This is a genomic window from Streptomyces sp. NPDC055254, assembly GCF_053606025.1.
In genome coordinates this window covers 40,991-53,064 of record NZ_JBSGQV010000007.1, presented here as the reverse complement: position 1 = coordinate 53,064, position 12,074 = coordinate 40,991, and the positions used below count along the sequence as shown (strand labels likewise).

Sequence of the window (12,074 nt, the reverse complement as noted above, 5' to 3'; positions counted from 1 at the left end):
GCCTCGTGGGCGCGGTGACCGTGGATCTGTACGGTCCGCCGCATGGACACCCTCATCTTCGGCGGCCTCCTCGCCACGCTGATCGCCATGTACCGGGACTCGTCCCGGGCGGTCGTGCTCGGCGCGTGGTGGGTCGTGCTGCTCGCCGCGGTCCTGCTGATGGCGCACCACGTCACCAGCGGCCTCGCCCTCACCCTGAGCTACTGACGGTGGCCGCGATGCACAGCCTCCTCCCGCAGGCCCCGCCGACCGGCGGGCTGCTGGGGCGGGTGCAGTACTGGTTCGCCTGCGTCTTCGTCATCGGCTGGACCGGAGTCGTCTGCGGCGGCCTCTTCCACCAGTTCGGGCTGTGGGAGTACCCGTGCCCGCTCTGCGTCGTGCAGCGGATGTTCATGCTGCTGGCCGCGACGGGGGCCGCGTACATCATCCGCACGGCGCTGTCCCGCGGCTCGGTGAGCGGCCGCGACTACATGACGGGCTGGGGCCTGTCCCTGGTCGCGCTGATCGGGGGCTCCTTCGCGTCCTGGCGCCAGACGATGCTGCACGTCCTGCCGGGGGACAAGGGGTACGGGAGCGAGGTCCTCGGCCTGCACCTGTACGTGTGGGCGTGGATCCTCTTCCAGGCCTCCGTGGTCGCCGTCGGCATCGCCCTGGCCTTCGCCCACACCACCGCGGACCGCTCCGTCCCCGCGACCGGGCCGGGACCGCTGCGAACGGTGGGGACCTTCGCGCTGGCGTTCCTGGCGCTGATCCTCGCCGTCAACCTGCTGGCCGTCTTCCTGGAGGAAGGTTTCCACTGGTTCCTGCCCGACGACCCGACCCGCTACCAGTTCTTCCACGACGTGGGCGTCCTCGGCTAGACCCGCCGGCACGGCCGCCGCGCCCCCGCGCCCGGACGGGGGCGCAGATGTTGCCGCGGGTACGGGCCGCGCGGAGGGTGGGCGTGACGGAAGGAGTCACGCATGAGGGTCATGCTCCGCGCGCACATGGACACGGCGGCCACCAACGAGGGCATCAAGACCGGGTCCCTGCCTCAGGTGATCAAGAAGCTGATGGACACCGTCGAGCCGGAGGCGGCCTACTTCGGCCTGCACGAGGGCGTGCGGTCGTGCTGGCTGGTGTTCGACCTCCAGGACAGCGCGCACCTGCCGCCGCTGGTGGAGGACCTGTTCCTCCAGTTCAACGCCGAGATCGAGGTCGCCCCGGTCATGAACGCGGAGGACCTGGCGAAGGGGCTGGCAGCGATGAAGTCCTCGTAGCGGCGGGGCGGGCACGGCGGCCGGAGTGCCGCCGCGCCGCCCCGGCCGTCGGAAGGTTTCCGACCGCCGGACGGTCCCCGGCCGTCAGAACCGCCAGAGGGGCTCTTGTCTCAGAAGGCCCCCGTCCGGGCCAGCCGCGCGTACCAGCGGGCGCTGGAGCGCGGGGTGCGGGTCTGCGTCTCGTAGTCGACGTGGACGATGCCGAAGCGCTTGCTGTACCCGTAGGACCACTCGAAGTTGTCCAGCAGCGACCACAGGAAGTACCCCCGCACCGGCGCGCCGTCCGCGACCGCGCGGTGCAGCGCGGCCAGATGGGCCTCCAGGTACGCGATGCGCTGCGGGTCGTGCAGGTCCGGGGCGTACGCGGCGCCGTTCTCGGTGACGAGCAGCGGCAGGCCGGGCGCCTCCTCGGTGAAGCGCATCAGCAGGTCGTACAGGCCGCTCGCGTCGATCGACCAGCCCATGTCCGTGCGCTCGCCCGGGGGCTGGTGGAAGGCGACCGCGTCCGCCGCCGGCCAGGGGGAGTGGTCGGTGGCGCCGTGGCCGTCCGCGCGCGGGCCGCCGGCGGTGCCTTCCGGGGCCGCCGAGACCACCGCCGGGGTGTAGTAGTTCACGCCGAGGTAGTCCAGCGGCTGGTGGATCAGCGCCTCGTCGCCCGGGCGGACGAAGGACCAGTCCGTCAGCGGCTCGGTGTCCGCCATCAGGTCCTGCGGGTACGCCCCGTGCAGCAGCGGCCCGGTGAAGATCCGGTTGGCGAGGGCGTCGATGCGCCGCCGCGCGTCGAGGTCGGCCGCCGAACCGGTCAGCGGCCGTACCGCGCTCGGGTTGAGCGCGATGCCCACCTGGGCCGAGGACGGCAGCGTCGCCGCGGCCAGCCCGTGCGCCAGGTTCAGGTGGTGCGCCGCGCGCAAGGAGTCGGCGGGCGAGGTCCGGCCCGGGGCGTGCACCCCGGAGGCGTAGCCGAGGAAGGCGCTGCACCAGGGTTCGTTGAGGGTGGTCCACAGCTCCACCCGGTCGCCCAGTACCGCGGCGACCTGCTGGGCGTACGCGGCGAAGGCGTACGCCGTCTTCCGCTCGGGCCAGCCGCCCGCGTTCTCCAGCTCCTGCGGCAGGTCCCAGTGATAGAGGGTCACGCAGGGCCGGATGCCGTGCGCGAGCAGCTCGTCCACGAGCGCGTCGTAGAAGCCGATCCCGCCCGAGAGCACGCGCGGCCAGGACACGGAGAAGCGGTACGCCCCGATGCCGAGGCCGGCCATCAGGGCGACGTCCTCGCGCCACAGCCGGTGGTGGTCGACGGCGACGTCGCCCGTGTGCCCGCCGTGCACCTTGCCCGGGGTCCGGCAGAAGGTGTCCCAGATGGACGGCCCCCGCAGCTCGGCCGCCCCCTCGATCTGGAAGGCCGCCGTGGCGGCGCCCCACAGGAAGCCCTCGGGGAAGCGCAGTTCCGCGCCCGCGACCGCCGCCGCGTCCGGGTCCGCCGCCGTTGATGTCGTTGTTGTTTCCGTCATCCCTTGACCGCTCCCTGCATGATGCCGCCGACGATCTGGCGGCCGAAGACGAGGAACACCAAAAGCAGCGGGAGCGTGCCCAGCAGCGCACCCGCCATGATCACCGACTGGTCGGGGATGTAGCCCCGGCCCAGCCCGGTCAGAGCCACCTGCACCGTCGGGCTGCCGTTCTGGGTCAGCGCGACGATCGGCCAGAAGAAGTCGTTCCAGGCCATGACGAAGGTCAGCATGGCCAGTACCGCCATCGCGGGGCGGGCCGCCGGGAACACCACGTGCCACACGATCCGCAGCGAACTCGCCCCGTCCGTGCGCGCCGCCTCCACCAGCTCCATCGGCAGCGCCTGCGCGAGGTACTGCCGCATGAAGAACACGCCGAAGGCCGAGACCAGCGTCGGCAGGATCACCGCCTGCAGCCGGTCGGTCCACGACAGCTGCGCGATCAGCATGTACAGCGGCACCACGCTGAGCTGCGGCGGGATCAGCATCGTCCCGACCACCAGGGCCAGCAGCAGCCGGCGCCCCCGGAAGCGGAGCCGGGCGAAGGCGAAGCCCGCCAGGGTGGCGAAGACCACCGTGCCCGCCGCGACCGTGCCCGCCACGATGACGGTGTTCAGCAGGGCCGTGCCCATGTTGGCGTCGGTCCAGGCGACCTGCAGGTTGCGGCCCAGGTTCCCGCCGAACCAGAACGGCGGCGGGGTCTGGGCGAGCCGGGTGTTGCTGCGGGACGCCGCGATGGCCGTCCACACCAGCGGGAAGAGCGAGCCGGCGGTGAACACGGCGAGCACCACGTACGTGAGCTTGCCCGCGCGCAGTGACCTCATCGGGATTCCCCCCGTCCGCGCAGCAGCCGCGCCACGCCGCCGATCAGCAGCAGGATCAGGAACATCGCCCACGCGATCGCCGAGGCCCGGCCGAGGTGCAGGTTCACCCACCCCTGCTCGTACAGGTACAGCCCGAGCGTCTGGAACTGGTGGTCCGAGCCGCCCGTCGCGCCCGCCCCGCCGTTGAACAGCAGCGGCTCGCCGAAGAGCTGGGTCGCTCCGATCGTCGACACGACGCACGTGAAGAAGATCGTCGGCCGCAGCGAGGGCACCGTCACGTGCAGGAACTGCTGCCAGCGCGAGGCGCCGTCCAGCGCCGCCGACTCGTAGAGCTCGGCCGGTACGGCCTGCATGGCCGCCAGGTAGATCAGCGCGTTGTAGCCCGTCCACCGCCAGATCACGATCGTGGAGACCGCCAGCTGGGAGGCGAAGGAGCCGTTCTGCCAGTCGACCGCGTCGAAACCGACGGCCGACAGCGCCCAGTTGACCATCCCGTAGTCCCGGCCGAAGAGCAGCACGAAGACGAGGGTGGCCGCGGCGACCGAGGTGGCGTACGGGGTGAGCACCGCCACCCGGAAGAAGGCCGAGGCACGCATCCGGTAGTTGAGCAGGTGGGCGAGCCCGAGCGCGATCAGCAGTTGCGGCACCGTGGACAGCAGCCCGATGGTGACCGTGTTGCGCAGCGCGTTCCAGAAGAACTCGTCGTCCCACAGCCGGGTGAAGTTCCGCAGTCCCACCCACGTCATGTTGTCCGGGTCGGTCAGCTCCACCTGGTGCAGGGCCGCCCAGCCCGTGTACAGCAGCGGGAACAGCCCGAAGGCCGCGAAGAAGAGGAAGAAGGGCGCCACGAAGGCGTACGGGCTCCAGCGCAGGTCCCACCGGTAGCGGCGCGAGCGCCACGCCTGGCGCCGGCCCGCAGCCTTGCCCCCGGGCCCCTCCCCCTCCTCCTCCCGCGCGGGGCGGGAGGAGGAGGGGGAGGGGGAGGACGGAGAGAGTACGGCGGTCTCGTCGGTCATCCCCGCGGCACCCGCCCCGTGCCGTGCCGGGCCGTCGGACGGCTCACTGGTCGAGAGCGTTGTCGATGGCCTTCACCGCGGCGTCCCAGCCCTCCTGCGGGCTGCGGCCCTTCTGGTCGACCTGGAGCATCCCGATGTCCGCCAGGTTCTGCGCGATCACCAGGTCCTTCGGGCCGACCACGGTCACCGGCACGCCCTCCGCCGCCCGCGCGAAGATCTCACCGATCGGGGCGCCGCCGAAGTAGGCGTGCTGGGCGCCGGACACCGCGGGGAGCCCGTACGCGGCGCTCGCGCTCGGGAAGCTGCCGCGCTTCTCGAACAGCTTGGCCTGCTGCGCCGGCGCCGTCAGCCAGGCGGCCAGCTTGGCCGCCTCCTCGGTGTTCTTGCCCGCCTTGGGGACCACCAGGAAGGAGCCGCCCCAGTTGCTCGGCTTCGGTGCCTGCGCCACGTCCCACTTGTCCTTGCCCGCCGGGCCCGCCTTGTCCTGGATGTACCCGAGCATCCAGGCCGGGCAGGAGACGGTGGCGAAGGCCCCGTTGGCGAAGCCCTGGTCCCAGGACGGGGTGAACTGCTGGAGCTTGGCGCTCAGGCCTTCGGTGGCGAACCGCGCCGCCAGATCGAAGGCCCCGCGCACCGCCGGGTTGGTCTTGTAGACGACCTTGCCCTGCTCGTCGTAGAACCGCTGGGCGCTGCTGCCGGTCACCGCCGCCATCACGCCCGAGGCCGAGTCGACGAAGGCCTTCCCCTCGCCGGCCTTCGCCTTGTAGGTCTTGCCCGCCTCCAGGTACTTGTTCCAGTCCCCGGCCCAGAGCGCACCGACCGCCACCCGGTCGGTGGGCAGTCCGGCCGCCTCGAAGAGGTCCTTGCGGTAGCAGATGCCCTGCGGGCCGATGTCGGTGCCGAGGCCCACCGTGGCGCCGCCCTTCGCCGCGCTCGCCGTGCCCTGCGCCCACTTCCAGGGCAGGTACGCGGCCTTGTCCACGCCGGGTGCCTTGGCGAGGTCCACCAGCTTGTCCGCCTGGGTGGCGGTGATCTCGGCGATGTTGTTGACCTCGACGGCCTGGATGTCGGCGAGGCCGCTGCCCGTGCCCAGGTGGGTGAGGAGCTGCGGGTAGTAGTTCTCGTTGCGCTCGATGGAGGTCTGCTCGATCCGGATTCCGGGATTCTGCGCCATGTACTCGTCGTAGAGCCCGGCCTCCTGGAGTCCGAAGGCTCCGAACACCCCGACGGTGAGGGTGGTCCGCGCCTTGTCGCCGCTCGGGCCGGCGGCGCCGGGCTTCTCGGCCGGGTCGGCCGCGCATCCCGCGAGCAGCAGGGCCGCCGCTCCTACCGCGGTGACCGCCGTGACGAGACTTCTCCGGGACCGGGTCCGGGTTCTGGCTGGGGCTCGCATGTGCATCCTCCCTGAAGGACGGAACGTGCCGGGTGTTCTGTGACACAGTGTGGGAGCGCTCCCACAGTCGTCAAGAGGTAGATTCACAACCGGGAGGAAGCCATGAACGGGCACGGGCGCAGCGGGGGACGGCCGACGCTGGAGGAGGTCGCGGCGCGCGCCGGGGTCGGGCGCGGCACGGTCTCCCGGGTGATCAACGGCTCTTCCAAGGTCAGCGAGCACACCAGGGCCGTCGTCGAGGCGGCCGTCGCCGAGCTCGGGTACGTTCCCAACCGGGCGGCGCGGGCGCTGGCCGCCAACCGCACCGACGCCATCGCCCTCGTGATCCCCGAGCCCGAGGCCCGCTTCTTCGCCGAACCGTACTTCTCCGAGGTGGTCAGCGGGGTGGGGGCCGCCCTAGCCGAGACCGACGTCCAGCTCGTCCTCACGCTGGCCGGCAGCGACCGCGAGCGCCGCCGGCTTGCCCAGTACCTGTCCGGGCACCGCGTGGACGGGGTGCTGCTGGTCTCCGTCCACGCGGGGGACCCCCTGCCCGAGCTCCTGGCCGAGCTGGGCATTCCGACGGTGATCAGCGGCCGCCGCTCCGCCGCCGAGACGCTGCCCAGCGTGGACTCCGACAACCTCGCCGGTGCGGCCGAGGCCGTACGGCACCTCCTGGGACGGGGCCGGCGGGCGATCGCCACGATCACCGGACCGCTGGACGTGTACGGGGCCCAGTGCCGCCTGGACGGCTACCGGCAGGCCCTGGCGGCCGCCGGGCACCCCCCCGACGAGGAGCTGGTCTCGGTCGGCGACTTCACCGAGACCGGCGGCCGCCGGGCCATGCGCGAGCTGCTGGAGCGCCGCCCCGCCCTGGACGCGGTCTTCGCGGCCTCGGACGTCATGGCGGCGGGCGCCCGCCGGGAGCTGCGCGCGGCCGGCCGGCGGATCCCGCAGGACGTGGCCCTGGTGGGTTTCGACGACTCGGTGGTGGCCCGGCACATGGACCCGCCGCTCACCAGCGTCCGCCAGCCGATCGAGGAGATGGGTCGGACCATGACCCGGCTGCTGCTGTCGCGGATCGGCGGGGAGGAGGGCGAGGCCGCCGTCGTGCTGCCGAACCGGCTGGTGGTGCGGGAGTCGTCCTGACGGGGGCCCGGCCGCGCGGGCCGTACTCGCGCGGTGGAGCCCGGCCGGGCGGGGAGCCGGCGGCGCGGGGCGTGTGGGGGCGAGCCGTGCGGGGCCGAGCCGGCCGGGCGGGGGCGCGGGGTGTGTGGGGGCGCGGGGCGTGCCGGAGAGCCGGGGGCGCGGTGGCGCGGGCGTGCGGCGGTGCCGGTGCACCCGCACGGGGCGGCGGGCGCACACGCGAGAGGCCCCGGTCCGCTTTCGCGGACCGGGGCCTCTTCGCAGGGTGAGTGACGGGACTTGAACCCGCGGCCACCTGGACCACAACCAGGTGCTCTACCAACTGAGCTACACCCACCATGTCCGGTCGGACAACCGACCGGCCGAAGAAAAGGGTACAGGGTCCGGGAGGGTGCTCGCTCCCCCGTTTCCCCGCGCCCGTCTCCGGAGGGGTCAGGCGCCCGGCAGGACGTGCTTGGCGGCGATGGTCCGCGCGGTGTCCGAGTCGGGCCCGGGCTGCGGCACGAAGACGGCCTCGCGGTAGTAGCGCAGCTCGGCGATGGACTCCTTGATGTCCGCGAGCGCGCGGTGGTTGCCGTTCTTCGGGGGACTGTTGAAGTACGCCCGGGGGTACCAGCGGCGTGCCAGCTCCTTGATCGAGGACACGTCCACGATCCGGTAGTGCAGGTACCCCTCCAGCGCGGCCATGTCGCGCAGGAGGAAGCCGCGGTCGGTGCCGACCGTGTTGCCGCAGAGCGGCGCCTTGCGGGGTTCCTTCACGTGCTTCCGTACGTAGGCCAGGACCTGGGCCTCGGCGTCCGCGAGGGTGGTCCCGCCGGCCAGCTCGTCGAGCAGGCCGGAAGAGGTGTGCATCTCGCGCACCACGTCGGGCATGGTCTCCAGGGCCGCGTCCGGCGGGCGGATCACGATGTCCACGCCTTCGCCGAGCACGTTGAGCTCCGAGTCGGTGACCAGTGCGGCCACCTCGATAAGTGCGTCGTCCGTCAACGAGAGCCCGGTCATCTCGCAGTCGATCCACACCATGCGATCGTTCATGCGTCCCACCTTATGCGGTCCTCTCCGGACCCGGCCGCACAAGCGGAAGGTCCCCCATCGGTGGTGACCGGTGGAGGACCTTCCCTTTACGTACCCGTTGTGGGGGTTACGCGTGTTCCCGCAGCACCCGTCCCGGGGCGTACAGCTCCGCCACCGTCGGGCCGGCCGCGGCCAGAGCCGCCGCCGCCCGCTGGGGCTGCGGAGTGCGCTGGTGCGGAAGCGGGCTCTCCGAGTGCTGCGACACCTGGGCCACGTCGGCCTGCGGCCGCCGTGCCCGGTAGGCCGAGCGGTAGGCGGCCGGAGAGGACCCCAGCTGCCGTCGGAAGTGCCCGCGCAGGGCGACCGGCGAACGGAACCCGCAGCGCCCGGCGACCTCGTCGACCGAGTAGTCGGAGGTCTCCAGCAGCCGCTGTGCCTGGAGCACCCGCTGGGTGATCAGCCACTGGAGCGGCGCGCTGCCGGTGAGCGAGCGGAACCTCCGGTCGAAGGTGCGCCTGCTCATGTAGGCACGGGCCGCCAGGGTCTCCACGTCGAACTGCTCGTGGAGGTGTTCAAGCGCCCAGGCGACGACCTCGGCCAGCGGGTCGGCGCCGATCTCCTCCGGCAGTGACCGGTCGAGATAGCGCTCCTGGCCGCCGGTGCGGCGCGGTGGGACGACGAGCCGGCGGGCCAGGGCCCCTGCCGCCTCGCTGCCGTGGTCCGTGCGCACGATGTGCAGGCAGAGGTCGATTCCGGCCGCCGTGCCCGCGGACGTGAGCACGTCGCCGTCGTCGACGAACAGTTCGCGCGGATCGACGTGGACGGACGGGTAGCGCTTGGCCAGCGTCGGCGCGTACATCCAGTGCGTCGTCGCGGGCCGGCCGTCCAGCAGACCGGCGGCGGCGAGCACGAATGCCCCCGTGCACAGTCCGACGATCCGGGCCCCCTCCTCGTGCGCCAGACGCAGCGCGTCGAGCGCCTCCGGCGGTGGGGGAGAGGTGATGGAACGCCATGCGGGCACGACGACCGTGCCTGCCCGGGCGATCGCCTCCAACCCGTACGGCGCGGTCAGTTCGAGCCCGCCGGTGGTCCTGAGCGGACCGTCCTCACCGGCGCACACGAGCAATCGGTAGCGTGGAACTCCCGCGTCCTGCCGGTCAATGCCGAACACGGAGAGTGGAATTGAGCTCTCGAAGATCGGTCCGCCGCTGAAGAGCAGCACCGCGACGATCTCCCTGCGGCGACGCCCCGCGAGCTTCCGGCCGGCGTCCGCGACGACGGCGGTGGAATCCTGGCTCATGGCGCTAAGCCCCCCTTGGGTGTCGCGACTCCTTGGTCTGGTCGCACCTGCACGTTTCCCCTCGGCCTTGCACGTGGATCCCCCGCCGTAAATACATGATCGAATCTACTGCGTCCCGTGGTGTCGGCGTGACAAGTTCAGCACGCAGCGCTATGTCGACTTGGCAACTTGGCGAAAAGCATTCGATCAGGAAGCGTTCCACTCCGCGACCGGATCGGGAAGCGCGGCGTCCGGCCATGGCCAGTACCCATGGGGTCACGGCGCCCCCCGGTGGTGGTGGTCCCCGGTGGTGGGGGGAGGGGCCGGACATTCCGACAAGGCGGGGATCCTGCCGGGAAGTTGGCTGAAAACGTGCGGGTGTGGGTGTACGAATAAGTCAGTCTTGCGGGGAGGGGGCTTCGCGGCCGCCGCACCCCCGGCGGGCCTGACCCCCGGGGCCACCCCCGGGTCCGCCCCGCATCGCGGCCCCGGGTCCGCCTCCGATCGCGGCCCCGCCCCGCGAGTGCCGGCGCCGGCGCCCGGAGGGCGGCCGGTCCCCCGCCCGCTCCAAGTGCGCGGCCCGCTCCAAGCGCGCGACCCGCTCCGAGTGGCGCAGCATCGCCGTGCACGCCCCCGTGACGACGACCAGGCCGAGGGTCGCGACGGCGGCCCCGCCGTAGGAGCTCCCGTAGACGACGAGGACCACGGGGACGAGCAGGCAGCTGAAGGCGGCCCAGCGCACCACGTCACCCGCGGGGTCGTGCCGCGGACGCGCGCAGAAGTGCACGGACGAGTGAAGGGGCGGGCGGGGAGAGGCCGTGAACGGGGGAGGGGGATCGGGGCGGTGAACGGGCTGCGTCGGCTGAGCGGGCTGGACGGGGTGAACCGGATGACCGGGCACGGCGTGCTCCCTGCGGGCTCTTCCTGGACGGTCGGACGCCTGTCCAACGCCTCGCGGGGCGGCTCGGTCACCGCGCGCACGGGTGGCGCGGGCCCCGGCCGTCACTGGCTGTAGGGGGCAGCGGCCATTGCCAAGCCGCTCCTGCTCCGGCATGCTCCCTGGGACGCTCTCCAAGGGCGGCAAGCCCTGTGCAGGACAGGGGCGTCGCCGTACCCTGGGGGGTGAGGGCTCGGGAAGATGCTTCCCGGACAGAGCTCCGTCACCCAGCGTTGCCGAATTTCGCCCCTGTTGCTTCCCCTGTTGCTTCCTCCAAGGACCTCTTCACCGAGACACCCATGGCCGGTCACGAATTCTCCGAACCCGCGGACCGCAAGCGCAAACGCCTCGCCGCCGACCCCGCGTCGGACGCCGAGCCGCGCCCGGTGGAACAGACGCGCCTGCCCTGCGACCCGGCCTTCCGGCACGGGGTCGTGGTGGGTTTCGACGGATCCACGTCCAGTGAGCGCGCCCTCGCCTACGCGATCGGCATGGCCCGGCGCTCCGGATCCGGTCTGATCATCGTGCACGTCGCCAACCGGCTGCCCACCACCGTGTGGGCCGGCTGCGAGCCGCCCGTCTTCGTGGACGTACCGGACCACCGCACCGAGGTGCTCGGACTGGAGCTCGCGTGCGCGGACTACCTGGCGGAAGTGCCGTGGATCCTGGTCGAGCGCGGTGGTGACATCTGCCACGAGCTGGAGGAGGTCGGCCGGGAGTATTCGGCCGACGCCATCGTGGTCGGTTCGACGCACGGGCTCGTCGGGCGCATCTTCGGCTCCGTGGCCGGTCGGTTGGCCAAACGCGCTCAGCGACCGGTTGTTGTCATTCCGTGACCGGATGTAAGTCGCTTGTGCGGTTGTGCACCCCTGTAAAGGGTAGATAAGTGCTGCTGGGACACAGCAAACAACTGCAGATCGAAGGGAGCCCGCCGTGGACAATGGTGTCTCTGCGGGAAGCACGGCCTCGACTTCGACCCTCGGGCACATCGCCCTGGGTCTCACCCTTCTCGCATTCGGTATCGGCCACACAGGAGTGATCGACGGCGTGACCGCGGCCGGTTCCGTGTCGCTCGCGACCTACGTCGGCGGACTGGCCCTGTTCGTCCTCGGAGTCCTCGAATTCCGCGGCGGCAACGGCTTCAACGGCACCGCGTTCGCGGGCCTGGGGGCCTTCTGGTTCACCTGGGCCGCGGGAGCCGACGGAAAGGTTTCGGCGGACGCCGCCGGAGCGTTCCTCGTTCTGTTCGCCCTGCTCGGCATCACCCTCACGGTGGGCGCCGCGAGCGGACTCTTCGGCCAGGGCGTGTACGGCCTGTTCACCCTCTCCCTGCTGCTCCTGGCAACAGGCGCCTTCGCGGACAACGGCACGCTGGGCAAGGTGGCCGGCTGGGTCGCCGCGGTCGCGGGGCTGCTGGCCTGGTACGGAGCCACCGCCGTACTGGCCCACTGGCCGCTGGCGTTCGGCAGGTCCTCCCGCCGCGGCGCGGTCGCCACGACCTGACGGGCGCGGCGCGGCACATCGGGTACGCGAACGGCCCCCGGGGATGGCAGATTCCAGGGATCGTCGCCACGCGTGATCACTGGCGTGTGTGGCGAGCAGTGCAAGCAGTGGCTCGGCCGGGAGTTCCCGGCCCCCACCCCAACGTGTCCCCGGGGGGGTATAACGACACCACCCACACCAGCTCCGGGGGGGGGAGCACTAGGAGCGCCCCCACGGAAA

At 72.0% G+C, this 12,074-nt stretch carries 14 protein-coding genes and 1 tRNA gene; 7 read left to right on the top strand and 8 right to left on the bottom strand.

Annotated features, from left to right (window positions below; translation table 11 throughout):
- The first annotated feature begins 42 nt into the window (after nucleotides 1-42).
- The 3 genes from ACWFQ8_RS10090 to ACWFQ8_RS10080 all read left to right on the top strand — a co-directional run bounded on the left by ACWFQ8_RS10090 (nucleotide 43) and on the right by ACWFQ8_RS10080 (nucleotide 1,259).
- The gene (locus tag ACWFQ8_RS10090; protein ID WP_453785721.1) at nucleotides 43-207 is read left to right on the top strand and encodes a DUF5993 family protein; all 165 of its coding nucleotides are present in this window, start codon (nucleotides 43-45) and stop codon (nucleotides 205-207) included.
- 11 nt (nucleotides 208-218) lie between these two features.
- Nucleotides 219-860: a disulfide bond formation protein B gene (locus tag ACWFQ8_RS10085; RefSeq protein WP_453785720.1), complete on the top strand. Its 642-nt coding sequence runs from the start codon at nucleotides 219-221 to the stop codon at nucleotides 858-860.
- 102 nt (nucleotides 861-962) lie between these two features.
- A complete protein-coding gene (locus tag ACWFQ8_RS10080) occupies nucleotides 963-1,259 on the top strand; it encodes a hypothetical protein (RefSeq protein ID WP_453785719.1) in 297 nt (98 codons plus the stop codon).
- 110 nt (nucleotides 1,260-1,369) lie between these two features.
- On the opposite strand, the gene ACWFQ8_RS10075 is transcribed toward ACWFQ8_RS10080, so the two are convergent.
- From ACWFQ8_RS10075 to ACWFQ8_RS10060, 4 genes are read right to left on the bottom strand one after another with little or no spacing between them, the layout of a single operon-like run.
- On the bottom strand, nucleotides 1,370-2,767 hold the full coding sequence (locus ACWFQ8_RS10075; protein ID WP_453785718.1) for a GH1 family beta-glucosidase: 1,398 nt from the start codon (nucleotides 2,765-2,767) through the stop codon (nucleotides 1,370-1,372).
- On the bottom strand, nucleotides 2,764-3,588 hold the full coding sequence (locus ACWFQ8_RS10070) for a carbohydrate ABC transporter permease (RefSeq protein WP_453785717.1): 825 nt from the start codon (nucleotides 3,586-3,588) through the stop codon (nucleotides 2,764-2,766). The genes ACWFQ8_RS10075 and ACWFQ8_RS10070 overlap by 4 nt, the downstream gene beginning before the upstream one ends.
- Nucleotides 3,585-4,604: a carbohydrate ABC transporter permease gene (locus ACWFQ8_RS10065; protein WP_453785716.1), complete on the bottom strand. Its 1,020-nt coding sequence runs from the start codon at nucleotides 4,602-4,604 to the stop codon at nucleotides 3,585-3,587. Before ACWFQ8_RS10065 ends, ACWFQ8_RS10070 begins: the two co-directional genes overlap by 4 nt.
- Nucleotides 4,605-4,647: 43 nt before the next feature.
- On the bottom strand, nucleotides 4,648-5,997 hold the full coding sequence (locus tag ACWFQ8_RS10060; protein ID WP_453785715.1) for an ABC transporter substrate-binding protein: 1,350 nt from the start codon (nucleotides 5,995-5,997) through the stop codon (nucleotides 4,648-4,650).
- Nucleotides 5,998-6,099: 102 nt separating this feature from the next.
- Between ACWFQ8_RS10060 and ACWFQ8_RS10055 the strand changes: the two genes are divergently transcribed.
- Nucleotides 6,100-7,125 carry a LacI family DNA-binding transcriptional regulator gene (locus tag ACWFQ8_RS10055; RefSeq protein ID WP_453785714.1) on the top strand — a complete coding sequence of 342 codons (1,026 nt, stop codon included), beginning with the start codon at nucleotides 6,100-6,102 and terminating at the stop codon, nucleotides 7,123-7,125.
- A gap of 261 nt (nucleotides 7,126-7,386) precedes the next feature.
- On the opposite strand, the gene ACWFQ8_RS10050 is transcribed toward ACWFQ8_RS10055, so the two are convergent.
- The 4 genes from ACWFQ8_RS10050 to ACWFQ8_RS10035 form a co-directional block, all read right to left on the bottom strand.
- Nucleotides 7,387-7,459, bottom strand: a tRNA-His gene (locus tag ACWFQ8_RS10050).
- Between the two features lie 95 nt (nucleotides 7,460-7,554).
- The gene (orn, locus tag ACWFQ8_RS10045; protein WP_453785713.1) at nucleotides 7,555-8,157 is read right to left on the bottom strand and encodes an oligoribonuclease; all 603 of its coding nucleotides are present in this window, start codon (nucleotides 8,155-8,157) and stop codon (nucleotides 7,555-7,557) included.
- 106 nt (nucleotides 8,158-8,263) lie between these two features.
- A complete protein-coding gene (locus ACWFQ8_RS10040; RefSeq protein ID WP_453785712.1) occupies nucleotides 8,264-9,436 on the bottom strand; it encodes a helix-turn-helix domain-containing protein in 1,173 nt (390 codons plus the stop codon).
- Nucleotides 9,437-9,812: 376 nt separating this feature from the next.
- Complete coding sequence (locus ACWFQ8_RS10035; RefSeq protein ID WP_453785711.1) at nucleotides 9,813-10,157, bottom strand: hypothetical protein; 345 nt, start codon at nucleotides 10,155-10,157, stop codon at nucleotides 9,813-9,815.
- Between the two features lie 102 nt (nucleotides 10,158-10,259).
- Between ACWFQ8_RS10035 and ACWFQ8_RS10030 the strand changes: the two genes are divergently transcribed.
- The 3 genes from ACWFQ8_RS10030 to ACWFQ8_RS10020 all read left to right on the top strand — a co-directional run bounded on the left by ACWFQ8_RS10030 (nucleotide 10,260) and on the right by ACWFQ8_RS10020 (nucleotide 11,855).
- Nucleotides 10,260-10,430 (top strand): hypothetical protein, encoded by a 171-nt coding sequence (locus ACWFQ8_RS10030; RefSeq protein WP_453785710.1) that lies wholly within the window; start codon nucleotides 10,260-10,262, stop codon nucleotides 10,428-10,430.
- 221 nt (nucleotides 10,431-10,651) lie between these two features.
- Nucleotides 10,652-11,188: a universal stress protein gene (locus ACWFQ8_RS10025; protein WP_453785709.1), complete on the top strand. Its 537-nt coding sequence runs from the start codon at nucleotides 10,652-10,654 to the stop codon at nucleotides 11,186-11,188.
- A gap of 97 nt (nucleotides 11,189-11,285) precedes the next feature.
- On the top strand, nucleotides 11,286-11,855 hold the full coding sequence (locus tag ACWFQ8_RS10020; protein WP_453785708.1) for an acetate uptake transporter: 570 nt from the start codon (nucleotides 11,286-11,288) through the stop codon (nucleotides 11,853-11,855).
- Nucleotides 11,856-12,074: the final 219 nt, after the last annotated feature.